Below are 24825 nucleotides of genomic sequence, written 5' to 3'. Positions count from 1 at the left end.
CTGTTTCTGTTGATTGTGACGTACTCTCAGCTTGACTGTCAAGTGTTTCTACCGCAATTTCTGAATCATGAGTCGGTTGCGTTTCCGATGTTTCTAATTCTGAAGTCGTTGACTCAGTGGTGGCTTCTGATTCAACAGAAGTTTCAGTTGCTTCACTATCGACCACAGTTTTCTTTTTGCGAAAAATATCAAATAATCCCATGTTTAACCTACACTTCCTGTGGCTTTATCCAAGTCAACGGCAACCATCTTTGATACGCCCGCTTCTTGCATTGTCACACCATATAATAAATTAGCATTCATCATTGTGCCCTTACGATGAGTAATCACAATAAATTGCGTATCACCAGCAAAATCATGTAAATATCGCGCAAAACGTGCAACATTTGCTTCATCTAACGCTGCTTCTGCTTCATCTAAAATCACAAACGGTACCGGTCGTACGTGCAAAATAGCAAACAACAAAGTAATAGCAGTTAAAGCTTTTTCCCCACCTGAGAGTAAACTCATTTGCTGAAACTTTTTCCCAGGAGGCTGAGCAGTAATATCAATCCCAGTTGTTAATAAGTGTTCTGGATCTGTTAAACGAATCTCTGCGCGGCCACCACCAAACATTTGTGAATAAATATTTGAAAAATGTTCTGCCACCGCATCAAATGTTTTTTTAAAACGTATTTGTACTTCTTGATCCATTTCATTTATTGTTTGCAATAATGTCTGTCGTGCTGTATCCAAATCATCACGCTGTTGTGTCAAGAACTCAAAACGTGTCTGCACTTCTTCATATTCAGCAATTGCGCCCAAATTAACTGAACCAATTTCATCCAAACTGCGTTTCAATAATTGCAATTGAGATTCTATTTCAGTCAAGTCTCTGCTGTCATTAGCATCTAGAACATCTGTTACGTCTACAATATCATATTGCGTCAATAATTGTTTTTGAATATTATCCAACTGCGTTTGTAATCGTGCAAGTTGAGCTGCCGTTTGACTTTGTAAACTAATATTATGACGCAATTTTTCTTGTTGTGACACAAACTGCGATTCCAAAGCTGTCACTGCTGATGTTAACACTTCAATATCATGTGTTTGTTGCTCAAAATCTACTTGCGCATCTGTAAGCTGTTGACTGAGCGTAGCAACTTTAATGTCATTATCGGTCTTATGCTTTACCGTTTCAAATTGCTGTTGCAATGTTTTCAATGCTTCGAATACTGTTTTCTGTTGTTGCAGTAAATCATCACGTTGCGAATCTAATAGTTGCAATTGACTAACTAAACTATCAACCTGTGCTTGAACCGTAGCAAACTGTGTCTGCACTGTAGCTCGTTGTTCTTGATTTGACTGTGATTGCGTTGAAGCTTGCGATAACGCTTGTTGCAATTCCTTTGCTTCTACTTCTTGTTGCGCTTTTACGCTCTGGGATTTATCCAGTTGTTGTTGTTGCGCAACTAATTGCTGATTATTATCAGTTTGTTGGCTTTCGAGATCTTTTAATTCATATTCTAATGCTTGAATTACATGTTGTTGCTGTTTAATTTCATCTTGTTGACGTGACAACGTGTAATCAACTTGTTCAGTTTCGTTTTGTACAGATGCTAGATTGTTTCTAGCATCTTGCAAAGTATTTCTAGTCTTTTCATTATCAACACGTTGGGATTTTAAGCTTGATTCTAACACTTGCGCTTGTTGCGTTAAAACATCTACACGGTCATTTAGTGATAATAATTCTGATTGACGACCTAAAATAGTTGCACCACGTCTCTGATTTGCACCACCTGTCATTGAACCACCCACATTAACAAGCTGACCGTCTAGACTAACAACTCGGAAATGATATTGTCCTAGTTTTGCAATTTCAGTCGCTGCAGATAAGTCTTTTGCAAGGATTGTCCCACCAAGCAAATTAGCTTTAATCGCAGTCATTTCTGTCGGCATAGTCACAAGTTCTGAAGCCACTCCCACAAAACCTTCATGCTTTTTAACAGCATCAATAAGGTTCAAATGACGTCCTTTAATTGTGTCCATGGGTAAAATTGTGACACGACCCGCACGATTTTGCGTTAAATAATGAATAACTTGTTTAGCTGTATGCGTGTTATCAACAACTACTTGCTGCAATGCACCACCTAGTACTGTTTCAATAGCAAGTGTGTACTGTGCTGGTACTGTCATCAATTCGGCAATCACACCTTTGATACCTGCATAATTCTGACGAATATCTGGTTTCATCAATACGCGTACACCCTGATAAAATCCCACATATTCGTCTAATGTATTACGTGCATCACGTTGACTTTGTGTCTTATTAAGTTGGTTTAATGCTTCATACCATCTTTTTTCATCTGTTTTGTACGTGGCACTCGCTTGTTCTAATTGCTGTTGTAACTGTCGTACTTGTTTTTCTAAATGATCAGTATCAAACGTTTTTAGTTTTTTTGGTTGATAAATTTCTAGTTGCTCTTTCAAATCTTGCAGCTTGTCTTGTTCACTTATCAACCGTTTTTGCGTGGTTTGAATACGCTGTTCTAATTGCTGTTTTAATTTGTCATTAGTTTGTAAAGCATTATGTAAAGCAGCAATGTCTTGCATAGTTTGAATATAGGCATGACGATTTTGGGCGATTTGTGATTGTAAGGTACTTTGAGATTGTAAGTACTTTTTCTCATCAAAATTATCAATTTGCTGCTGTAAAACTTGTTTTTCCGATACGAGATCTTCTTGCTTTGATTTCAGCGTTTGACGCTGTGCAGCAATTGTTCCTAGTCGTGTGGAAAAGTCGTCTAATTGTGCTTTATTATGCACAATATCACGTTGCAATATCTCAATTTGTTGGCTGCTAAGATTTTCTGCCCCAATTAAACGTTCCTTATCTTGGGTCATATGTAAAATATCTTGCTGTAATTTATCACGCGCTAGTTGGGTACTGGTACGTTCTTGCCTTTTTTCTGAGAGTGATTGATTCAAAATATCTAAAGCTGATTTACTTTGGTTAACAATGTGATCTTGTTTTTCTACTTCACGTAGTACTTGCTGAACTTGATCTTCCAAATATTGCTTTGTCAAAGCTAAACGTAATTTATCTAAAATATCAAAACGCTCTTTTTGAGATAAATAATCGGTTGCTTGTGCAGATTGCTCTGCCAATGGCTCCAAACGACCTGATATTTCATGAATAATATCTGCCACACGCGCTAAATTATCACTTGTTTGTGATAATTCTTTTTGCGCTTTTTCTTTGTTTTGTTTGTATTTATAAACACCAGCGACTTCTTCAATAATGCCACGACGATTTTCCGGCTTAGCATTGAAAATACTTTCTACACGTCCTTGGGAAATAATCGAGAAACTTTCGCGTCCTAAACCAGTATCCATAAACAATTCATGAATATCGCGTAAACGACTATCGACACCATTAATTTGATAGCTACTTTCACCTGAACGATACAATTTTCGTGAAATTCTGACCTCATTAAACTCTGATTTAACATAATGATCCGAATTGTCAAAGGTCATGGCCACTTCAGCACGGTTCAATGCTCCGCGTTTCCGTGTACCACCAAAAATAATGTCAGACATGCGCGTACCACGCAGGTCCTTGGCGCTCTGTTCACCCATAACCCACTGAACGGCCTCAATAATATTTGATTTACCAGAACCATTTGGTCCCACAATACCTGTCATACCAGGCATAAATTCAATAACTGTTTTATCAGCAAAAGACTTAAAGCCACTGATTTCAAGTGATTTAAGTTTCATAGGTTATTTTTCTTCCAATATTTTTAGTGCTGCGCGCGCCGCAGCCTTTTCTGAATCTTTGATTGACTTTCCCACACCACGCGCCAACTCACGATCATCAACGGATATACTAGATTCAAATAACTGTGTATTATCCGATAATTGTTGTTCATTTTCTGTGTGATAATCAATGTCTACTGAGCCATTTTCTTGCAATTTCTCTTGTAAGCGACTTTTAAAGTCAATGAAGCGATCAAAAAAATCAGTGTCAATAGCCGCAAATAAAGTTTTATCTAAAAATCTGCGTACCACATCCGCATCTTGGTCTAAATACAAAGCACCAATAAACGCTTCCCAGATGTCTTCTAACAGTGAATCACGATCACGCGCACCAGACATTTCTTCGCCTTTACCTAAACGAATCGCTTCATTTAGACGAACTTGCCTGGCAAAGTGTGCGAAAGAACGTGTTTGCACCATAGCAATTCGCATTTCTGTTAGTTGACCCTCATGCCAGTTAGGATACCGTTTAAATAGATATTCCGCTACCGACACTTGCATGACCGAGTCACCTAAAAATTCTAACCTTTGGTAATCACGACCGGGCTCATCTTTATGTTCATTCAAATAATTACGCTGAGTTAGCGCTTCTATTAGGAGCGTCTCATCGTTAAATTTGATATTAAATTCTGATAGTAAGTATTCTTTAAAACTGTCTTGTGACACGGTTTTTTCCTTTTTTAAGCATAGTTATATAGTTTATTATATCAAAAAAAGTACCATGTTTATAATTAACTTGGTACCTTACTTAATTTATAAGCCGGCTTTGTCACGAACAACATCAACAATATCATTAACATATTGATTGACAAGTTCTTCTGTTGGTGCTTCAGCCATAACACGTAGTAGTGACTCGGTACCTGAGGCACGGACCAACACACGTCCATCTCCTGCCATTTCCGACTCAACTTCTGCAATTTTAGCAATCACATCTGGGTCACGCTGAATTGCAACTTTATCTGCTACTGGTATGTTACTGAGCTTTTGCGGATAAACTTCTACATCGCTTGCCAATTCAGACAATTTTGTACCAGTTTCTTTCATAACATACAGCAGTTGTAAGGCTGTTAGCAAGCCATCCCCTGTCGTTGCCCAATCTCGGAAGATAATATGACCAGATTGTTCACCACCAAGATTATAATCAGACTTGATCATCTCTTCCATCACATAGCGATCACCAACTGCTGTTTGCACGCTTGTCATACCATGCGCTGCCACTGCCTTATAAAAGCCAATATTACTCATCACCGTAGAAACGATCGTATTATGTTTCAAACGACCTTGCTCATTCATAAACTTACCGATAATGAACATAATTTTATCGCCATCAACAATCCTACCATTTTCATCAACAGCAATCAGGCGGTCACCGTCACCATCAAATGCTAATCCAACTTGTACGTCACTTGTTTTCACCAACTCAGCTAATGCTTCAGGATGCGTTGAACCAACACCATTATTAATGTTTAAACCATTAGGTTCTGTTCCCATTGTTACAAAATCAGTATTCAAATCAGCAAACAACCGTGGTAATAAAGCACTCGTGGCACCATTGGCACCATCAAGTGCGACTCGCATACCACCCAAATCATTTGGGATTGTTCTTTGCAAAAATTCTAGATACTTTAACGTTCCTTCTGGGTAATTGTTGGCAACACCCAATCCTTCTGCGCTAGGTCGTGACAACGTATCTTCATCTGCATCAAGTAGCTGCTCAATTTCATATTCGAGTTCATCTGACAATTTAAAGCCATCATTACCAAAAAACTTAATCCCGTTATCTGCTGCCGGATTATGTGAAGCTGTGATTTGCACCCCAGCATCTGCTTCAAGATCTTGTACCAAAAAAGCAACAGCAGGTGTTGAAATGACACCTAAACGTAAAACATCAATACCAACTGATAAAAAGCCAGCAACAATAGCTTGCTGCAACATGTCACCTGATATTCTAGTATCTCGTCCAACAATCACAACTGGATTTTTATCATTAGTCATGTGCCGTGTTAAAATCGTGCCACCGGTACGACCTAAACGAAAGGCTAATTCCGGTGTCAACGTCTGGTTTGCAATTCCACGTACACCATCTGTTCCAAAATATTTTAATTTAATGTCTGACATTATCTTATCCTGTCTTTTTAATTACTACTAGATGATTCTTCACTACTAGATGTTTGATCCTGATCGTTTTCACTAGTATCTGCTGAACTTGTTGACGACGATGATGTACTAGAAGAGCTAGTACTTGACGTATTATTATCATTTCTTGGCGTAACTGTTGCCGATACGTTAGCAGTATTGTAATGTACGATACCATCAATATTTGGTAGTGCTACTTTAATTGTTTCTTTGTCATTAATATTTGCAACATCTACTGGCACCTTAATACTGTCCATAGCATTAAGTATATCAGATGAACCATAGGCCGTCACAGTTTTAGGGTCAAATGAAATACGATAATCATCACTATCACCATTAACAACATTGGCCGTTAATGTCACTTTTTTCGAATCTTCGGGTGCTATGTTTAGCGTTACGTTAGCTGAATCGTGATTTAGTTTCACTTCAACTGCCTCACCATTTTTGTCCACTGCCACGAGTTTGACTGCTTGTGTCAATGTTTCTTTCGTCCCACTCTGTAAATCAAGTTGAGCTACTATTGAAGTGACTGCATCAATATTTGCTTTAGGTCCGGTAACTGTAATTGCTTTTGGATCAGCTGTTGGTTCACTAGCTGTATAACCACTAGCAATTTTGCTGCTAGCATAGTTCACTTTAATAGGGAATGTTCGTGATGTTTTTTCAGCAATTGTGACGGTTATTTTTTGTGGGTTAATCGTTGAAGTCAATGAAGCATTAACACCACGTAAAGCTACATCAACAGTGTGTTTACCTGGAGTTAAACCACGTAAATCTGCACTAGCCTGAATGTCATTGCGACTTTGTGCTGCCGACACCAATGCCACAGAACCTTCAATGCCTACCTTAACTGTTTCAGGTGCGTTAATCACAACATACTTATCTTTATCAAATTGCAAATTAAGCCCTACATTTAACGTCGCCTTTTTTTCAGGTACTAGTGTTGAAAAATTATTCGATCCATTTGTTGTCGAAACTGTTGATTTTGTACTTAAAACATAGGTTGAGAGTAGAATTGCAATAATTAATGAGATCACTAAGTTTACAATTTTAGATTGACCAAATTGCTTCATTTTTCTACCCTCCTTCTATGCCACCACCGATTTTTTGGTGTTTCTGCTTTATCTGGTAAAAATTGACGTTCAAAGAAATTAAGATAGCTTTCCTGATCCATCTGGCGTAGAAGATCACCGCTCTGTGTAATAGAAATTTCACCAGTCTCTTCGGATACAACAACGGTAATCGCATCACTTGATTCCGAAATTCCCACTGCAGCACGGTGCCTAGTCCCTAACTCTTTCGGAATACGTGTACTTTCAGATAGTGGGAGATAAGCTGCGGCTACTGCAATACGGTCTTTACGAATAATCACCGCACCATCATGTAATGGGGTATTTGGAATAAAAGTATTGATTAATAATTGACCAGTGATATAAGCATCTAGCTTAATTCCTGTTTTAATGTATTCATCTAAATTTGTGTCACGTTGAATTGTAATCAAAGCACCGATACGACGTTTTGACATATACTGAAGTGAACTATCCAAACTTTTAATCAGTTGGTGTTCGGCGGCATTATCAATTCTCGTTCGTCTCACAATAAGTCGGCGACCCAATGATTCTAGACCACGGCGAATTTCTTGTTGGAAAATGACAACTAGCGCAATTGGCGCCCATGTAATCAGCTGATCCATGACCCATGACAAAGTAGTTAATCTTAAATACCAGCTCACTACTTTAACTAAAATAACCGCCCCGACGCCAAATAATATTTGTAACGCTCGAGTTCCCTCGACAAATTGGATGATTTTATAAAGCAAAAACCAGATAATAGCAATATCTACCACATGCATTAAATTATTCATTGTAAAGTACGATAGCATAATTATTCCTTTGGTATTTTCACAAACGGTAGTAACACTGTCTTGTTACTCTTCGTGTTTTCCTGCTAATGCTGCTGTTTCCGCATAGTTGATAAACTGCCTAATGTTAATACCAGCTTGTCGCTTAATTCTTCCTTGTTCATACAAATTTTGAATTGTTTCTCGCTGTGCATTAAGTGCCTTAATTTCAAGTTCCATACGCATTCGCTCATCTATTTCACGTTGCAGAGCTGTATCTGGACGTTTCTCATTTTCGATGCGGTAACGATAGGTCACAATTAAATTATACGCGTTTTGTCTGTCTAAACGTTGAGATACAGTATCACCACTATGCTTTACCATATGTTCTGACAAAGCATTAATCGCAGCCTTAGCTGTTTCTTTAATGGCTAAGGAAGTTTCTTCCTTAAATGCTTCACTGGTTTCATCTGAAAACCAAATACGAATCGCACGTATCACACGCTGCATCAATATTCTAGCCCATTTTGGAGACACATGGAAATGTGTATTGGACTCTATAGCACGATCTAATACTTCCAATCGACGTGTTTGTGTTGAAAAGGCAAGGGGTGAAATTTCCTCTGCCACAAGCAATTGTTGTAACCGATCACGCTGTGCCTCTAAAGCTATGCGACGCAATTCTGCGTCGTCAACCGGCGTAAACATTAACCTATCATCTTTAGACTGTCGGCGAATTTGTGCGATAGTCGCTTGTTTACGTGTAATTAATTCATAGATAATCACACGGTTATTATCCCGCTGATTTTCACGCAAAATCTGTATACTAACTTGAATAGAAAAAATACGTGCTTGAGCTTCAGTCATATCAACATGTGAGGCATGCTTTGTCGTTTCTTCTTCAGCATCTGATATAGATGGTTGTGTAAAATCATGTGCTGAACGCTCATTAGTCACAATTGGCAACATAATCGTAGCCACCAACAGACTAATAATTACAACAACTGCTGCAACAAAAACTAGTAAGCTTCGTTGCGGAAAGGCTGTCCCATCATCAATGACACTCGGAACAGTCAATACTGCCGCCATTGTTACCGCACCACGAACACCCGTTAAACCAGATGTCACCGCTGTTTTAAATAATGGATGATGTGATCTGTCTTTAAAGTACATCAAAACTTGATTCGAATATGCCCATAATGTTCGAATAACAAACACAATGAACCACGTGACAATACCATAAAAAATCGCTTGCCCCGTGTGAATTTGTGAATTTTGAACAACACCTTCCATAGCAGGTGGTAATTCAATGCCTAACAAAACAAAAACAGAACCATTAAGCAGATAAGCAAAGATTTCCCAAGTTCTGACGCCAGTTACCGAAATTTCGGGATTACGTGCATCAAATCGCTGGTCACTTAGAACTTTAGTTAAAACACCACCAGCAACAACGGCAATTACACCAGACGCGTGAAAAAATTCTTCAGCTGTCCAATAAATTAAAAATGGTGTCAATAACGTTATGACAGTGTGGAAAACCGCATCATTTAGCCCAACACGATGAAAAACATCACGTAGCCAGACTGAGATTCCCCCGATAACTAACCCAACACTCAATCCAATTAAAGTCATCCAAAAGAAATTACCAATAGCTTGACTAAGTAAAAAAGTCCCAGCTACCGTTGCTTTAATTGCGGTATTAAAACTGACTAGCCCACTGGCATCATTAATCAAACTTTCCCCAGCAACAATATGCATCACATTTTCAGGTAGCTTGACGCGTTTAGCAATGGCTTGCACAGCTACTGGATCTGTTGGTGATACGACTGCAGCCAATGCTAATGCCACAGATCTTGGCAATTGTGGGATTAACAAGTGCATCAAGAAACCACCGACTAATGTTGTCAATAGCACTAATACAATCGCATTGCCCAGGATTGGTCCACGTAACTCCCAAAGTTCTCGTTTGGGAAAACGCCAAGCATCATTATATAGTAATGGCGCTACAAAAAGTAACATAAACCAATGCGAGTCAACCTCAATGTATACACCAAATGCTAAGGACAAGAATAGACCAATGACAATTTGAAACAAGCTAGCAGGAATATCTGTCGCAAAATGTGAAACAACATTAGAAATTGTAACTGATACAATTAAAATAAAAATTAATTCGAGTATTGCCATTGTTATTATCGTTCTCCTATGATGCGAACTTCAGTTTCAAGTAAGACACCAAATTTATCTTGAACTGTTTTTTGAACATAATGAATAAGATCTTCATAATCATTTCCTGTACCATTGGCAACATTCACCATAAATCCAGCATGTTTCTTAGAAACTTCAACACCACCAACACGAACACCTTGCAAATGAGAATCCATAATTAATTTACCAGCAAAGTAACCCTCTGGTCGTTTGAAAACAGAACCATTAGAGGGATAATTCAAAGGTTGCTTATCAGCACGTTTAAAATTATTAACATCCATACGCTGTTGAATCGCTTGTTTATCATCTGGATGTAAATCAAATGTCGCACTGACAATAATGCCACCATTCGTTTGAAATACAGATTGTCGGTAACCAAATGCCAACATATCACGTGGAAAAGTCTGTAACTGACCATCTGGCATAACCGCTGTCACTGAAGTCACTACCATATCTGTTTGTCCACCATAGGCGCCAGCATTCATAAAAACTGCACCGCCAACCGAGCCAGGTATCCCCGCACCCCACTCTAAACCAGTAAGGCTATGCTCCATAGCGACTTCAGCCACTAAAATCAAATCAGCCCCCGTTTCAGCTACAATATTATGCCCTTCAGTTGTAATACTGTGTAATTCATGAAGTAAAATTGATAAGCCCCGGACACCGCCATCACGCACAACGAGGTTGGAAAGTCTGCCAAAAACATGCACGGCTAATTGTTCATCTTTTGCCCAGTGTAATAACTTTTTCAATTCAGTTAAAGATTGAGGAATCGCTAAATAATCTACTACACCACCAGCTTGCGTATAAGCATAGGGGGCTAACGATTGCTTTTCAAATATTGTTATATTGTCTAATTGCATTTTTCAACTCCGTGTCTATATCTTTTATTTTACCAAACTTTTACCTATACCGCCTAATTGCAACAAAAAAGCTTAATATCAGTATAAATTACTGACATTAAGCGCGTTAATAATGATTATGAAAACCAAAGTTCTATTTCCCGTTTAGCGGTAGTCACACTATCAGAACCATGGACAAGATTCATGATGGCATCACTCTGCCACTCACGTCCTAAATCACCACGAATAGTACCCGGTGCAGCATCAGTTGGGTTAGTAGCTCCCATTAACATCCGCCAACCAGCCACGATATTAGTTCCTTCACCAATCATAGCAATCACTGGTCCTGACGTCATATACGCTACCAAACTCGGATAAAAAGATTTACCAACATGTTCTGCATAATGCGCATCAAGTAATATTTCTGTAGGCCGTACCATTTTAATATCAACAATGCGATACCCTTTATTCTCAATACGACGAATGATTTCACCAACTTTACCACGTTGTACCCCATCCGGTTTAATCATCATAAATGTTCGTTCTATCATGGTTTCTCCTTGATCTAAACTAACTTCATTATACATGAAACCGTTTACAAGGTCTATTTTTTAGCTGTCTTTTTGACATCATTTGGACGGTATTCAATAACCATCCCCTTTAAAATATTACGCAAGTAGCGATCACCGGCTGGCTTATAATTACGATGATCTGGTCGACGCAAAACAGCACTTAATTCATTCTTAGATATACTGATACCAGCTGATTCCAAAAAGCTCATATAATCATCACTTGTATAAGACATTGCAATTTTCAACTTTTTCATGATGACATTATTAATATCATCTTCTTTATTAATATCAAAAGTTGGTTGAATTGGTTTTAAATCTGGCCCAATTTTTTCCCCACGCTGTGAAATAATCAACCCATTCATGAACGCTTCTAAATCATGAGTCGTTATCTTTTTATCACGCTTATCGCCTTCCTCTTGCTTAGTTAATAACTCATGGAGCTGTGCCTCATCAATCTCAATACCACCCAAATGAAATATTTTGATCATGTCAGTATTTTGGATATCAAGCGCGTAGCGCAGACGAATAATAATATCATTGTTGTTCATGTTTTTCTCCTAGTTATGTACGGCGCAATCATGCGCTGTGATGGATTCTTAAATTGATCAGATATTTTAGTACGGATGATTATCATATTCTTCCCAATTTTCATGAGAGTCTTGAATACGTTTAAACATTTTTTCCATTTCTGTTAGTGTAAACTGTGTTAATACTGGGCGTCCATGAGGGCAATTATAAGGATTTTCAGTCATAGCAAGTGATTGTAATAAAGTTCGTGCTTGTTCTTCAGACAAATGCATATTGGCTCGAACTGACCTTTTACAACTCATCATGATGGCTGTGCGTTCACGAAATTCAGCTACCGTGAGATGTCCAGCCCTTAGAAGCCAATCAACCATTTCTAATACTGTTTCCTTTTCTTGACCAGCTTTAAACCATGTTGGGTGTTCACGTATGATCACACTCGTTGGTCCAAAAGGCTCTAGTTCTAACCCAACAGCTTGTAATTCTTGTTCATGATCAGCAATTTTTAACATATCAGCTGCCGAGTAGGTCAACGTGATTGGAACCAACAACCGTTGTTTGTCAGTTCCTACTTCGCCTATAACACGCCTATAGTACTCATATTTAATTCGCTCTTGTGCAGCATGCTGATCGATTAAGTATAAGCCTGTTTCACTTTGTGCAAACAAAAATGTCCCATGCATTTGACCAATATAGTCCAATGCTGGAAAACCACTAGCTGTGTTTGGTGCGATATCAAGTGCCTCTTGTTGTGATTGATTTTTCGTCCGTGGCGCTTGGTATGTTACAAGATCCTCAGATACTTGAGGTTGAGGCACTGTTGATTGTTGCCCAAAAACTGATAATGCAGACTCATGAGCATACCGATTAGCGAAATCATTAACTTGATCATTTAATAAATCATGTCGATCACTGATACTAATAGGTTCAATCTCTTGACCCGAATTAATAGTGTTTTGTGGCATCACTGTTTGTTCTTTGGACTCACTTTTTTCTAACCAAGGCGCCTGCTGGGTGGGTTTTGACGTGGTCGATTGTATTGCTCTTGATGGGCCATACAAATTTTCATAAGCATCAGGTATTAAATTTTCTTCCGCTAAACGCGACTTGATACTACCGATAATTAATTCAGATAACTCAACTTCCTTAGATAGGCGAACTTCTGATTTTTGGGGATGTACATTCACATCGACCAAAAGAGGATCGGTATTAATGTTAATCACGCCCATTGGGAACCGACCAACCATTAATTTTGAACCGTAACCACGTATCACAGCATTAGAGATAGTAAAGTTTTTAATAAAACGGCCATTAATTAAAATGGTCAAATATTCTCGTGAACCACGTGTTAGCTCTGGTAAAGATATATAGCCAGTAATATTAAAATCGTCGTCTTCACCAGCAATTGCTAGCATTTTTTGCGCACTTTCACGACCATAAATAGCCGCAATAACTTGTTGCTGGTTACCGTTTCCTGCTGTTTTTAGTAATTCACGCCCATCAGCAATGACAGTGAAAGCAATGTTTGTATATGACAGTGCCAACCGATTCATAATGTCAGCAATATGTGATAACTCTGTTTGTGGTCGCTTTAAATATTTCAATCGTGCCGGTGTATTATAAAATAAATCGCGTACCGAAATCACAGTTCCACGATGCCCATTAGCTGGCACTGAACTGACTTGATTGCCACCTTTAATGTGATACATGACACCGGCTGGTGCCTCAATAGTTGTCGTATTTAAAGTAACGTCGGCAATTGCTGCAATCGATGGTAATGCTTCACCACGAAAACCTAAAGACAGAACATTAAACAAATCATGACGATCTGTTATTTTGCTTGTTGCGTGGCGTGTAAAAGCTAGCGGGACATCTTCAGGATCAATACCTGTACCATTATCAACAACACGAATAAGCGCCTCGCCGGCATTCTCAACGACGACGTCAATTTGTGTTGCGCCTGAATCAATCGCATTTTCAACTAATTCTTTAACAACGCTGGCTGGTCGTTCAATAACTTCACCAGCCGCAATTTGGTTAGCCAATAAATTTGATAGCTCATGAATTTTGCTCATTGTTTTTTGAACGCCAGTGGAGTCATTGCCTTAAACTAACAAATTTAATATTTAAAGGCTAATTAATTATCACACCCACAAACGCGTCTCCTTCTATTTTTTTCTTAACTTTTTTAAGTCATTTAGTGCATTCATGGCATCTACAGGTGTCATGTTTAAAATATCTAATTTATCTAAGTGTTCTAATACTTTTTCTGTCTCTGAATCAACAGCATCAACATTGAACAATTCAACTTGTTGTGATTCGTCATGTTTTTCTGACGTCACTGATTGTTGGACAAGCTGGTGATCAGTAACGACATCATCACTTTCTAAATGAGAAAGAATGGTCGTAGCATTGTTAATGAGTTCGCGTGGCAAGCCAGCCAGTGCCGCAACATGAATACCATAAGATTTATCAGCTGGTCCTTCTTGAATTTGATGTAGAAAATGCAATTCCCCGTTATCATCTTCTACTGCACCAACATGAACGTTGGTAATGCTATCATGCCGGTCAGCTAATGCAGTTAATTCATGATAATGTGTTGAAAACAGTGTTTTGGCATGAATATGCGCATCTAAAAATTCGATAATTGCTTGCGCCAGTGCCATACCGTCATAAGTTGCCGTACCACGCCCTAATTCGTCAAATAAAATAAGCGAATGTGCTGTTGCTTCTCGCAAAGCTAGGTTAGCTTCTGCCATTTCAACCATAAAAGTTGACTGTCCCATAGCAATATCATCATTAGCACCAATTCGCGTAAATATTTGATCAAAAATAGGTAATTCAGCTTGTTCTGCTGGTACAAAACTGCCCATTTGTGCCAAGATAACAATTAAGGCTAATTCACGCATATAAGTTGATTTTCCAGCCATATTAGGACCAGTAATCAGTTGCATGGCATTGTCTTCATCTAACATCACATCATTTGCCACAAACTCACCTGAACCGAGCAATGCTTCTACCACAGGATGTCTTCCTTGAGATATGGCTATCATGTTATGACTAGTAAAGGTAGGACGTACGAAACGGCGATTGTCAGCGACATCAGCTAGTGAAGCTAAAACATCCAAGCGCGCAACTAACCTTGCCAGCTTTTGAATACGACTAATATTTGCCTTTAGTCGTTCACGAATCGTTACAAATAATTCATATTCTCTTTCTGTTCGTTTAGCTTGTGCCTCAATAATCAAACGTTCATGCGCTTTTAATTCTGGCGTGACAAAGCGTTCTGCATTTGTAAGTGTCTGTCGTCGCTCATAACGATCTGGTTCTAATTTATTAATGTTAGCTTTAGTCACTTCAATAAAATAACCAAAATTTTTATTATACCCGACTTTCAATGAACTAATACCGGTAACTTTACGCTCATCAGTTTCTAATTGGGCTAGCCATTTTTGATTGTCAGTCAAAACTCTGCGATATGTATCTATCTTTTCATCGAATCCGTCGTTAATAATATTACCTTCACGGACACTCACCGGTGGGTCATCAACAATAGCTTCATCTATCAACCCTGCCAAATCAACCATGCTATCAAGCTTGTCACCAGCATCGTAAAGTACTCCTTCTGTTGCTGATAAAGTGGTTTTAATGCTTGGAATAGCTAATAATGATTTTTTGAGTTGCACAAGTTCTCGTGCATTCATCGTACCCATAGCCGCACGAGCTGCTAATCGTTCCAAATCATATACTGATTTCAAATCATCTTGCAAAGCACCACGTGTAAAAAAATCATTTTGAAACGCCTGTACCAAGTCAAGTCGCTTTTCAATCTCCTGTTGCTCACGTAATGGTTTTAGTAGCCACTGTTTCAGTAGCCGACCACCCATAGCTGTCTTCGTCTCATCAATTAATCCTAGCAGTGAACCTGCACGTTTTTTCGTACGCGTATTTTCAATTAAGTCTAAATTAGAACGTGTGTCTTGGTTAAATTTCAAATAAGTTAGTCGCTCATAACTCGTAGCAGGCACAATGTGATCCAAATTACGGCGCTGCGTATCAAAAATATAATTAAGTAACATTGCTGTCGTTTCAGTTTCAGCAATGCTTGTTAAGGGTTGTGTCAAAAAACTAACTGTTGCATTTGCTGTCACATCTGACTGCCAAGAAATTACTAGACCACGTTCCCCAAGTTGATTAGCAACTTGATGTTTTATGGTAAGCTCGTCATCTTTACGTAACACAACTTCTTTAACTTCCAACGAACTTAATTCATCAATCACATCATTAAAGTTACCGATAGTTGTTGCTTTTAATTCGCCTGTAGATAGATCAATATAAGCCATTGCCAAATCATTACCGTTTGGTCTAAGAGCAGCTAGATAGTTGTTTTCTTTATCAGCACCCGCACCGCCAAGCATTTTTGTGCCTGGCGTAATCAGCTGAACAACATCTCGCTTCACCATACCCTTAGCAACGGCAGGATCTTCCATTTGCTCAACAATAGCAACTTTATGACCTTGATCTACTAAAATATCAATATAATTTTGCGCAGCATGATGCGGTATACCCGCCATTGGCACGGGGTTTTCTGAATTTTTATTACGTGCTGTCAGTGTTAATTCAAGTATTTTAGCCCCTAATATCGCATCATCTTCAAAAAGTTCATAAAAATCACCTAAACGATAAAAAACAAATGCATCAGGGTATTGTGCCTTAATTTCATGATATTGCACCATCATTGGTGTGTCTACTATTTTGGCCATATTTTATGACACATCTCCTCATTATTTCATACTTATTTTCAGTGTTTAATCAAAATGCCGATAACGCGCCATTGTCCGAGATAAATAATCAACTAATGCTTGATTATCAGGGTGTTGATCCCAGTCATCTTGGCTGACTAACGTAATTGCCTCTTGTTGCGCAATTTCCATCATAGTTAAATCTTTAATTGGATCACCCACTGCAAATTCCGGTACACCAGATTGCTTTGTCCCTAAAATATCCCCAGAACCTCTTAATTCCAAATCACGTTGAGCTAACACAAAACCATCTGTTGTCTCAACCATTGCATCCAAGCGTGCTGTGCCATAATCTGTCTTAGGGTCAGCAATTAGCATCGTATAAGATTGTCGTGTGCCACGACCAACACGACCACGTAATTGATGCAACTGCGCTAAACCAAAACGATCCGCATCTAAAATCAGCATAATACTAGCATTTGGTACATCAACCCCGACTTCAATGACTGTTGTCGCAACTAAAATTTGAATACGATTGGCTTTGAAATCAGCCATTAAGACCTTTTTTTCTTCGTTCGATAGTCGACCATGCAATAAACCTATACTATATTGCGGAAATTCTAATTGCATTGTCTCATACATGGCAGTTGCATTTTGAACATCTAGTGTTTCGGACTCTTCAATTAGCGGTGTCACAATGTATGCCTGCGCGCCATCGTCAATCTGCGTTTTAACAAAACTAATTGCTTGATCTAATTGATTATGGCTCAGACGAGTTGTTTGAATTGTTTTACGACCGCTTGGTAGTTGATCAATGACTGAAACATCCATTTCACCATAAGCAGTAATCGATAAGGTACGTGGGATTGGCGTTGCTGTCATCGCCAAAATATCTGGATTTACGCCGTTTTCACGTAATTTAGCACGTTGATTAACGCCGAAACGATGTTGCTCATCAATGACTGCTAAACCTAAATGATGAAAGGCAACGTCGGGTTGTAATAAAGCATGTGTGCCAACGATAATATCAATTTCACCACTGACTAAGTCAGCTAATAATTGCCAACGAGCCGTCACTTTCAAACCACTGGTTAATAATTCAATGCGTAGTGATAACCCAGCGTTATCAAACAGTTGAGATAAATTTATGGCATGCTGTTGTGCCAATATTTCTGTTGGTGCCATCATCACTGCTTGTAATCCGCCTGTCACCGCCGCATACATTGCCATTGCAGCGACAACTGTTTTCCCTGAACCAACATCCCCTTGTAATAAGCGGTTCATATGTCGTGGCCGTTTTTGATCTTGTAAAATTTCATCGATCACTTTATGTTGTGCCGATGTCAAGGTATAGGGTAATTGGTTTTCAAACGCCCGCAATGCCTCACTGTCATAGTTCACAGCCTCACCAGCAAAATTTTGATCAGCTAACTTTAAAAGTTGCAATCGCATTTGAAATACAAAAAATTCCTCAAAAGCACTACTACGCCGCGCTGCTTTTGCTGCTGGCATATCAGGAGGAAAATGCATGTTTTCTATTTGTTGATTACGATCGAGTAGGCGATACTTAGTCCGTATATTTTCAGGAACTAATGAGTCAACCGTGCCACGTACGTCAGCCCAAGCTAATTCAACCAGATGACGTATTGTTTTGCCACTCACTTGTTTTGATGCAGGATAAATTGGATCCAACGCATCTGCACTCGCATTGATCATTTTCATGCCAGTCAACGCTGCTTTAGCCGCATTATAAGTGCCGTAAATCGCAGCCTCTTGTCCTACGTCAATATTTTGAGCAATCCAAGGTTGATTAAAAAAAGTAACCCGCACATTTTCATGATCAATTAGTAATCCAAAACGCGTTTGATTTTTTTTGCCGAAGCGTGAGACTACTGGTGGTGTACTCACAATTCCTTTAAAAGTCACCTTCTCACCATCTAGTGTTTCTGAAGGTAGACGTTCTCCTAAATCTTCATAACGAAAGGGAAAATAACTAATCAAATCTTCAATTGTAAAAATGTCTAATTCATGTAAAGCCTCTAACCTTTTTGGTCCAACACCAGGCAGTACATTAACATTATCAGCGAGTATAATCATGATTTAATTGTAACATTTTGGATAAAAAAAGCGACTGGCTATAACTTATTATGATGCCATAAACTTTTTATGATAATAATAGTTTTTTCTCTGAAAGTGGTCAACTTTTGCACTTACTTGTCTTTAAATAGACTTGCTTGTCTGGTATGATATTTATAGATAAAGGGCTCTTTATGATTTTTATTAGTGCCTAATGTATATAGCTATGTATAATGGCAAAGCCAAATTTTATTTTTTGCTTAGTACTCTAATAACGCTTAAGCCATGGTATAGATCTGCTACTGATCAACGACTAAAATGATTAATACCCCACGTATGGCGATTGCTGATGCTTTAGATATTATAATTTATAAGGCAAAACAGACAACGTGTTTAAAATATTGACTAACTTTTACTTTGATATACTTATACCACTTGATAATGCTGTTTGAAAGAATTAAGGAAATAATAAACAAATGAAAAAAATAGGAATTATTATCGGAAGCAATCGTTCTAACAGCACAACACTAAAAATTGCTACCCTTATTCAATCACAAATTAACAGTGACAGCGTAAACACAAAATTGATTAACCTTGCTGAAATAAATTTACCTTGGTTAGATGAACCAGAAATACCTGCCAAAAATAACTATCAATTAGAATCCACAAAAACATGGCAATCTACTGTCAATCAATATGATGGCTTCATTATTGTGTATCCTCAATATAATTGGGGCTACCCTGCAGTATTAAAAAATGCACTCGACACATTGTATACAGAGTGGCAAGGTAAACCCGTAAGTACGATTGTATTCGGTTCACATGGCGGTTTCCAAGCAGAATTAGCTATGTCTCTAGTATTGCAAGGTTTACACATGCATAAATTGCCTGTTAATCTCTCTTTAACTGTACCATTAGACGCCAAGAATCTCACTGACATAATAGCTAGTCATCAATCTGATATTGACCAACTAACGCAATGTTTTGAACAATTAGATTAAAAAATAAAGAGTGTATTACGTGCTGCACTACGTTAAAAGCACAATTTGGGATGAAAACAAAACGCAAGACATTCTCGCCATGCTGAAAACAATGCGTGAGGATGATAAATAGATGTATGAATACTTAGATTATAGTTCCCCACTGGAATATTTTGAAGATGTTGTCGTTAAATATAATGCTGAACGTCCCCCTAACAAACAAATAACGGTTGTTGAGGTGCCTGGGCGCAAACATGATCCTGATGTTGCCTGACCCTCACGTCACATGATTGTGATTAATCCCAACTTCAAGACTAAATTTTCATCCCCATTTCGTAAATTTCACGAGTTACAGCACATTCTAACTGGCGAGCAACACAAGACATATGCGTTCTCCCCTTTGGCCAAGAATGATGCTGAAATAAGCGCTAATGCTTATGCGTTTAAAATGCTGGCTGACTTTTACTTTGATGAGAACACTGATAGATACAGCAAGCTTTATGACTTCATGGCATACTTTGGTATTCCTATGTCACTTGAGAGTGCTGTTTTGAAGAATATATAAAAGGAAATATAAAATGACAGATACATGTGAAACAAATGAGCATAGATAGCTAAGAAAATATGGTATGAACGTCAACGTTGAGGAAGTTATTTGTTCTGACTATTCAAAATCAGTCATTAGGCGGCATGATAGCGGAATACAAATACTTTCTATTGGCATGAATCCTCGTGGATTAGAAAATTACAAAGGTTTGGAAATAAAAAATGCAAACGAAAAGTTAAATAACCCTTTAGAAACTACACGCCGAACAGAATTATATAAATTAGAAGAAAAAATTGAAGAGAAAAATCATCAAATTAAAACTCTAACTAAAATAAATTTATTCGTTAAAAGAACTCCTACTACCAATATTTTAGTAAAACATATAAAAGCAAGCATGACAGCGCCTAAGGTAAACGGGCTTATCGGCAGTAAAACTCTTAGTCAACTAAAAAGTGCTATGAAGGAGGCGGACTATGTATTACTAGACTGGGGTGCAGGAGTCCCTTGGAACTATGGTAAATTGAAAGAATACAAAAATGATCTGAAAGACTTACTTAATAAATATGAAGATAAACTTTATTGGTTCGGATATAATAACGATGGCTCACCAATTCACCCAGCATCTCGTAAAAAAAAGACACTTTCGAAAATTAATAAAAGTAATTTAGAAAAAATTTTTAATTAGTAAGTAATAATACAAATACGCAAATAAAAAAATCACATAGTGAAATACGTGCAGAACCACGTTAAAAGCTTTACGGGGATGAAATATGACGAAAAATACAAAAAAATTAAAAACACAAACAGTAGCTTATGGTTGGCAACTAGTTACACCTGAAAATACAGTAGTCATGGACAATGACCAGGGCAATATAGCCATTGGAGATACATCTGATAATTTTAGGGGTGGACCATTTATAGTGTTAAAAGTCAGCGAAAACGAGGTAACAGTAGCAGACAGCGGTATTTTTGCCCAAGGTGTCTCAATTACCTTAGATAAAAAAATTATCGTTAAACGGCGTCCTGATATTGAAATTAATGACTAACTAACCATTAAATAAGAAATGCACTCACAGAATGCGTAAATATTACGTGCAGAACCACGTTAAAAGCTTTACGGGGATGAAATATGAAAACACAAATTATAACTGGTTTTTGGACTGCTAAAAATTTCGTTGAAAGATTAAACGCTACTTTAACTGAATTGGAAGCAGATGGTCACGAAATTATTGAAGTCCAGTATACTGATTCCTTTTTTTGCTACTCTGCTCTAATACTATATAAGTAAAAATGCACTCGGGAAGTGGTACATACGTGCCAAGCGTTCACGCTAAAAAGTTTAAGGAGAGAAACATGAATCCAGATGAACTAAGAGTGTTATCAGATGCCCTACCAGAAACAACCAAAGAAGAATTGCTTAACCCTTCTGCACATGCAGTAGGAAAGGGATTTGGTGGCTTACTTTATTGGATGTTTCATCCACTAATTAAGTTGGGAATTAGAACTCAATCCGAAGTAGAAACATACCAAAAGTCATTTGAGGAGAAAGCTAAAAATATAGATATTGAAAACTATGACTCCTCAAATCTCGGACTAGCATATTCAACATTGCAAAGCTCAGCTGGTAGATTAGATAATGATGTACTCCGAGAAATGTTTGCACAGTTACTAACCAATACACTTGACAAAACAAAAAATTCTACAATTTCGCCCAAATTTAAATCTGTTTTAGCAAATATGAGTAATGATGAAGCAATACTACTAAACACTTTAGCTTCAAATAAATATTACAAAACTGGCTTTCCTTACCTTAATTTTTATCAAAAAACTGAAGCAAACGGTAAGTTAGATACTGCTACTGATATTATAGGTATTTCAAATGGAGAATATATCCAAAAGCACGCTGAAATAAGTGAATTAGAAATAGATGGTATTATTAAGACGAAAACTGACCAATGGTTTGATAGTGGTGAATTAGCTGATCAGTATAATTTAATTAAAGAAGATCTAAACAAAATTCCCGAATTTTCAAAAGATGAAGCTTCAAATGGAACTTTGATGTTTACTGATTTTGGTCAACGTCTAGTGAACGCCATTCTTCCTTGAGATGTTTGTATATGATGTCAGCCATTTTTGGGTCATAAGCTTTAATTGCCGTTAATAATTGATATTGAGTGATTTTTCTAATATTAACTGCTTGTTTAGCTAAAAACCGTGTCAAACTCTTGACTAAACAAAAAATTAAAATTGTTAAAACGATAAAAGATACAGTAATCGTTATAAAAATATGCATGGCTTTGATTAATTCCATTCTGTAATTTACACAATTTTACCATAATGAACATCTTAATTAATCTAATAGAAAGTAACTCCTGTCAATTATTTGACTCATGTTGTTACATCTTGAGTAACTTTGCAGTATTTCTTCACTAATTGAAAAACAAAAAGGTTGCATAAAACACGTAACAGGTTGCAACGCTCAATGTAACCTTTTTTGTAACAAAGGTTACACGCTGTTACAACGTTTGTAACGCCTTGTATAGCCATTCATGACAAAGGTTAAACGCCTATAAAGGTTGACTTTTGTTGACATTTATTGACTTTTTCATGCTTGCAAATCTTGCATTCATGTTGGAAAATGTTGGAGTTACATGCTATGTTTTGCTAAGGTTTTTGTAACTTTGCATGTTAAGTAATGTTAAGGTTTCTTGAACATTTAACATTACTATCTCATCCCCGTAACAACTTATAAGTAAACAAAAAACCACGATCTAGTTTAAATCTAGGTCGTGGTTTTATTGTGTCTATTTTAACGCTTTATTAGCCGTTTTAAGCGTTGTTAGTTATTTATATTAAAAGACACTACTTTATGTTTAATGAGCAATTTTGACCCTATTCTGCTTTAATGTGTGCGTATCAATCAATACATGGGGATGAGATTATTTTATCCACTCTGATCAAAATTCTTATACTTCAAAACATAGCCAACTATTTTAACACCCCCGCCCTTGTTACCAGAATAGAGAGCACACACATATCGTTGCCTTACAAAAATGTTCAATTTTCAAAACTTTTTTATATAGGGGGTACCCCTTAAAACGTTGATATATAGGCATTATTGATTATGGACATCAAACACTAAAACGCTGTTATATCAACGTTTATAGACTATGACATTCTAAAAAGGGGGCTATATAACACTACTGCTACAAGGCTTTAAGACACTTTACATCTAAACTACCGTAAAAAGCCCCCCCCCTAAACACACCCCGCTTTTAAAATATTGCTAACGCAGACACAATAATTTTTTATAAAGTGCATTATGCATAATATAGAGTCATCCCAAAAATAATAGAAATGGCATCAGAATCAGTAAATTACAGCAATGTTTGTGGTACCCCTAAACACCTATTTTCTGTTAAGAATGCTTGTATATCAACGTTTTTTTTTAAAATTAGCCACTTTGAAAATTTTTGATTTCGTCATTCGCAATAAATGAGGACGCCACCTTGTGACGCTTCCTCCAACTGCATATGGGCGGGAATATTTTTGATTTCCATAACCAAAACAGATGAAAAATACAAAACTACGCTCTATTCTTGAAGAACGTGATCATTAGTCGACTACAACTTATTTAAAGTATAGCTATCTGTGATTATAACTCTTTGGTACTTTCAACTCTTGAATTCAAATAATTAACAATTTTTTTAATATAGTCCATATTAATTAAACCAGCAAAAAATTCACCATTCTCGCTCATCACAATATTATCAGGAGATATGTATTGTTTATACCGTTCATCTTTTGAAATATAATTTTTCATATCCTCATTTGTTGATAATAAGGTTAACAATGCTTTTTTAGACAATAATGTTCGTTCTCCGTCATGTTCCTGATAAAAATAATAGCGACGTGTAAGACCTGCTGTTCGGTTCCCAATATTCCACAGAACATCCTTCCAACTATGTTTCTCAAAAATCCCATACTTAACATTACTATCACTCATAATTACAGATTCCCCCATTAATTTATACCGATATGTCATTAAACATAAACTTATCATATTTATTTAATAAATACCCATCACAGTGATCTATTTATGACTTTCTTAAAAAGTTGTTTTTAGGACTTTCTCAAATTCATTTTCTGGGATATTTATTGAAAGCTTCAGCTATACTACGTTTTCCTTTTTGTGACACCATAGCGCCCCCATCATGCGTATAAGCGCTTTTTGGGTCGTTCTATCTTGTTGACTAATTTATTCAGCTGTTTATTTAATGCCATGATGTAACTCGTAGGCGCTACCACATTGTAGAACTCTATAAATGGCTTATTCTCTTTGTACTTGCTAACATACATTGCTCTTAACTCTGGCGTAAGTTGACTACTAAAGTCATCCAGAGTTGTTTTAACTGCTCGTATAAACGTCTCATTCTCACGCCTATACTCGTTATTAATTTCTGAATTGTCCAGGTATTTAATCTTTAGGTCTATCATCCCCCTAAAATAATACTGTAATATTTCACGATTTGTCCATGTTGTTGGCATATCTGCTCCTCGTT

The 24825-nt window shown here is 37.4% G+C and carries 21 protein-coding genes and 1 pseudogene; 7 read left to right on the top strand and 15 right to left on the bottom strand.

Annotated elements, in window-relative coordinates; all coding sequences use genetic code 11:
* The 13 genes and pseudogenes from HNQ98_RS02300 to recG all read right to left on the bottom strand — a co-directional run.
* Positions 1-202, bottom strand: a pseudogene (locus tag HNQ98_RS02300) (signal recognition particle-docking protein FtsY); the annotation flags it as partial.
* A gap of 2 nt (positions 203-204) precedes the next feature.
* Entirely contained in the window at positions 205-3759 is a 3555-nt protein-coding gene (smc, locus tag HNQ98_RS02295; RefSeq protein WP_014973966.1) for a chromosome segregation protein SMC, read from the bottom strand.
* A 3-nt stretch (positions 3760-3762) separates the two neighbouring features.
* Entirely contained in the window at positions 3763-4464 is a 702-nt protein-coding gene (rnc, locus tag HNQ98_RS02290) for a ribonuclease III (protein WP_014973965.1), read from the bottom strand.
* A gap of 87 nt (positions 4465-4551) precedes the next feature.
* Positions 4552-5916, bottom strand: coding sequence for a phosphoglucosamine mutase (glmM, locus tag HNQ98_RS02285; RefSeq protein WP_184284915.1), 1365 nt, complete (start codon positions 5914-5916; stop codon positions 4552-4554).
* A 17-nt stretch (positions 5917-5933) separates the two neighbouring features.
* Positions 5934-7007 carry a CdaR family protein gene (locus HNQ98_RS02280; protein ID WP_014973963.1) on the bottom strand — a complete coding sequence of 358 codons (1074 nt, stop codon included), beginning with the start codon at positions 7005-7007 and terminating at the stop codon, positions 5934-5936.
* A complete protein-coding gene (cdaA, locus tag HNQ98_RS02275) occupies positions 7004-7816 on the bottom strand; it encodes a diadenylate cyclase CdaA (protein WP_184284914.1) in 813 nt (270 codons plus the stop codon). The genes HNQ98_RS02280 and cdaA overlap by 4 nt, the downstream gene beginning before the upstream one ends.
* A 45-nt stretch (positions 7817-7861) precedes the next feature.
* Positions 7862-9958 (bottom strand): Na+/H+ antiporter, encoded by a 2097-nt coding sequence (locus HNQ98_RS02270; protein ID WP_184284913.1) that lies wholly within the window; start codon positions 9956-9958, stop codon positions 7862-7864.
* Positions 9959-9963: 5 nt separating this feature from the next.
* Positions 9964-10842 carry a UDP-N-acetylmuramate dehydrogenase gene (gene murB / locus HNQ98_RS02265; RefSeq protein ID WP_014973960.1) on the bottom strand — a complete coding sequence of 293 codons (879 nt, stop codon included), beginning with the start codon at positions 10840-10842 and terminating at the stop codon, positions 9964-9966.
* Between the two features lie 116 nt (positions 10843-10958).
* Positions 10959-11372 carry a nucleoside-diphosphate kinase gene (gene ndk, locus HNQ98_RS02260; protein WP_014973959.1) on the bottom strand — a complete coding sequence of 138 codons (414 nt, stop codon included), beginning with the start codon at positions 11370-11372 and terminating at the stop codon, positions 10959-10961.
* A 53-nt stretch (positions 11373-11425) separates the two neighbouring features.
* Positions 11426-11941 carry a YehS family protein gene (locus HNQ98_RS02255; RefSeq protein WP_014973958.1) on the bottom strand — a complete coding sequence of 172 codons (516 nt, stop codon included), beginning with the start codon at positions 11939-11941 and terminating at the stop codon, positions 11426-11428.
* 66 nt (positions 11942-12007) lie between these two features.
* Entirely contained in the window at positions 12008-13993 is a 1986-nt protein-coding gene (mutL, locus tag HNQ98_RS02250; protein ID WP_014973957.1) for a DNA mismatch repair endonuclease MutL, read from the bottom strand.
* A gap of 93 nt (positions 13994-14086) precedes the next feature.
* The gene (mutS, locus tag HNQ98_RS02245; RefSeq protein WP_014973956.1) at positions 14087-16681 is read right to left on the bottom strand and encodes a DNA mismatch repair protein MutS; all 2595 of its coding nucleotides are present in this window, start codon (positions 16679-16681) and stop codon (positions 14087-14089) included.
* A gap of 45 nt (positions 16682-16726) precedes the next feature.
* Positions 16727-18757, bottom strand: coding sequence for an ATP-dependent DNA helicase RecG (recG, locus tag HNQ98_RS02240; protein ID WP_184284912.1), 2031 nt, complete (start codon positions 18755-18757; stop codon positions 16727-16729).
* 455 nt (positions 18758-19212) lie between these two features.
* Here recG and HNQ98_RS02235 point away from each other — a divergent pair, with 455 nt between their 5' ends.
* From HNQ98_RS02235 to HNQ98_RS02210, 7 genes are all read left to right on the top strand, one after another.
* Positions 19213-19737, top strand: coding sequence for an NADPH-dependent FMN reductase (locus HNQ98_RS02235; RefSeq protein ID WP_014973954.1), 525 nt, complete (start codon positions 19213-19215; stop codon positions 19735-19737).
* 112 nt (positions 19738-19849) lie between these two features.
* Entirely contained in the window at positions 19850-19990 is a 141-nt protein-coding gene (locus HNQ98_RS09245) for a hypothetical protein (RefSeq protein ID WP_019040553.1), read from the top strand.
* 12 nt (positions 19991-20002) lie between these two features.
* A complete protein-coding gene (locus HNQ98_RS09240) occupies positions 20003-20281 on the top strand; it encodes an ImmA/IrrE family metallo-endopeptidase (protein WP_014973953.1) in 279 nt (92 codons plus the stop codon).
* 64 nt (positions 20282-20345) lie between these two features.
* Positions 20346-20948 (top strand): DUF1643 domain-containing protein, encoded by a 603-nt coding sequence (locus tag HNQ98_RS02225; RefSeq protein WP_014973952.1) that lies wholly within the window; start codon positions 20346-20348, stop codon positions 20946-20948.
* A gap of 85 nt (positions 20949-21033) precedes the next feature.
* Positions 21034-21309 (top strand): hypothetical protein, encoded by a 276-nt coding sequence (locus tag HNQ98_RS02220; RefSeq protein WP_014973951.1) that lies wholly within the window; start codon positions 21034-21036, stop codon positions 21307-21309.
* An 83-nt stretch (positions 21310-21392) separates the two neighbouring features.
* Entirely contained in the window at positions 21393-21551 is a 159-nt protein-coding gene (locus tag HNQ98_RS02215; protein ID WP_014973950.1) for a hypothetical protein, read from the top strand.
* 65 nt (positions 21552-21616) lie between these two features.
* Positions 21617-22369, top strand: a complete 753-nt coding sequence (locus HNQ98_RS02210) for an Abi-alpha family protein (RefSeq protein ID WP_014973949.1) — start codon at positions 21617-21619, stop codon at positions 22367-22369.
* Between the two features lie 1549 nt (positions 22370-23918).
* On the opposite strand, the gene HNQ98_RS02200 is transcribed toward HNQ98_RS02210, so the two are convergent.
* Both HNQ98_RS02200 and HNQ98_RS02195 read right to left on the bottom strand, forming a co-directional pair.
* Complete coding sequence (locus HNQ98_RS02200) at positions 23919-24269, bottom strand: hypothetical protein (protein WP_135198285.1); 351 nt, start codon at positions 24267-24269, stop codon at positions 23919-23921.
* A gap of 206 nt (positions 24270-24475) precedes the next feature.
* The gene (locus HNQ98_RS02195) at positions 24476-24811 is read right to left on the bottom strand and encodes a hypothetical protein (RefSeq protein ID WP_135198284.1); all 336 of its coding nucleotides are present in this window, start codon (positions 24809-24811) and stop codon (positions 24476-24478) included.
* Between the last annotated feature and the right edge of the window lie 14 nt (positions 24812-24825).

Origin of the sequence: Leuconostoc carnosum (assembly GCF_014207505.1) — a bacterium.
GTDB classification, from domain to species: Bacteria; Bacillota; Bacilli; order Lactobacillales; family Lactobacillaceae; genus Leuconostoc; species Leuconostoc carnosum.
Note: the sequence above shows the minus strand (reverse complement) of the source record. Positions and strands in the feature narration are given on the sequence as shown.

Bases quoted from the DNA above. Each gene is read 5' to 3' on its own strand.
- HNQ98_RS02235 (WP_014973954.1), top strand. From the start codon at position 19,213: ATGAAAAAAATAGGAATTATTATCGGAAGCAATCGTTCTAACAGCACA.
- recG (WP_184284912.1), bottom strand. From the start codon at position 18,757: ATGATTATACTCGCTGATAATGTTAATGTACTGCCTGGTGTTGGACCA.
- HNQ98_RS09245 (WP_019040553.1), top strand. From the start codon at position 19,850: ATGTATGAATACTTAGATTATAGTTCCCCACTGGAATATTTTGAAGAT.
- HNQ98_RS02195 (WP_135198284.1), bottom strand. From the start codon at position 24,811: ATGCCAACAACATGGACAAATCGTGAAATATTACAGTATTATTTTAGG.
- ndk (WP_014973959.1), bottom strand. From the start codon at position 11,372: ATGATAGAACGAACATTTATGATGATTAAACCGGATGGGGTACAACGT.
- HNQ98_RS02280 (WP_014973963.1), bottom strand. From the start codon at position 7,007: ATGAAGCAATTTGGTCAATCTAAAATTGTAAACTTAGTGATCTCATTA.
- HNQ98_RS02210 (WP_014973949.1), top strand. From the start codon at position 21,617: ATGAATCCAGATGAACTAAGAGTGTTATCAGATGCCCTACCAGAAACA.
- HNQ98_RS02225 (WP_014973952.1), top strand. From the start codon at position 20,346: ATGAACGTCAACGTTGAGGAAGTTATTTGTTCTGACTATTCAAAATCA.
- mutS (WP_014973956.1), bottom strand. From the start codon at position 16,681: ATGGCCAAAATAGTAGACACACCAATGATGGTGCAATATCATGAAATT.
- cdaA (WP_184284914.1), bottom strand. From the start codon at position 7,816: ATGCTATCGTACTTTACAATGAATAATTTAATGCATGTGGTAGATATT.
- HNQ98_RS02215 (WP_014973950.1), top strand. From the start codon at position 21,393: ATGAAAACACAAATTATAACTGGTTTTTGGACTGCTAAAAATTTCGTT.
- HNQ98_RS09240 (WP_014973953.1), top strand. From the start codon at position 20,003: ATGATTGTGATTAATCCCAACTTCAAGACTAAATTTTCATCCCCATTT.
- HNQ98_RS02255 (WP_014973958.1), bottom strand. From the start codon at position 11,941: ATGAACAACAATGATATTATTATTCGTCTGCGCTACGCGCTTGATATC.
- HNQ98_RS02220 (WP_014973951.1), top strand. From the start codon at position 21,034: ATGACGAAAAATACAAAAAAATTAAAAACACAAACAGTAGCTTATGGT.
- glmM (WP_184284915.1), bottom strand. From the start codon at position 5,916: ATGTCAGACATTAAATTAAAATATTTTGGAACAGATGGTGTACGTGGA.
- mutL (WP_014973957.1), bottom strand. From the start codon at position 13,993: ATGAGCAAAATTCATGAGCTATCAAATTTATTGGCTAACCAAATTGCG.
- HNQ98_RS02200 (WP_135198285.1), bottom strand. From the start codon at position 24,269: ATGAGTGATAGTAATGTTAAGTATGGGATTTTTGAGAAACATAGTTGG.
- murB (WP_014973960.1), bottom strand. From the start codon at position 10,842: ATGCAATTAGACAATATAACAATATTTGAAAAGCAATCGTTAGCCCCC.
- HNQ98_RS02270 (WP_184284913.1), bottom strand. From the start codon at position 9,958: ATGGCAATACTCGAATTAATTTTTATTTTAATTGTATCAGTTACAATT.
- smc (WP_014973966.1), bottom strand. From the start codon at position 3,759: ATGAAACTTAAATCACTTGAAATCAGTGGCTTTAAGTCTTTTGCTGAT.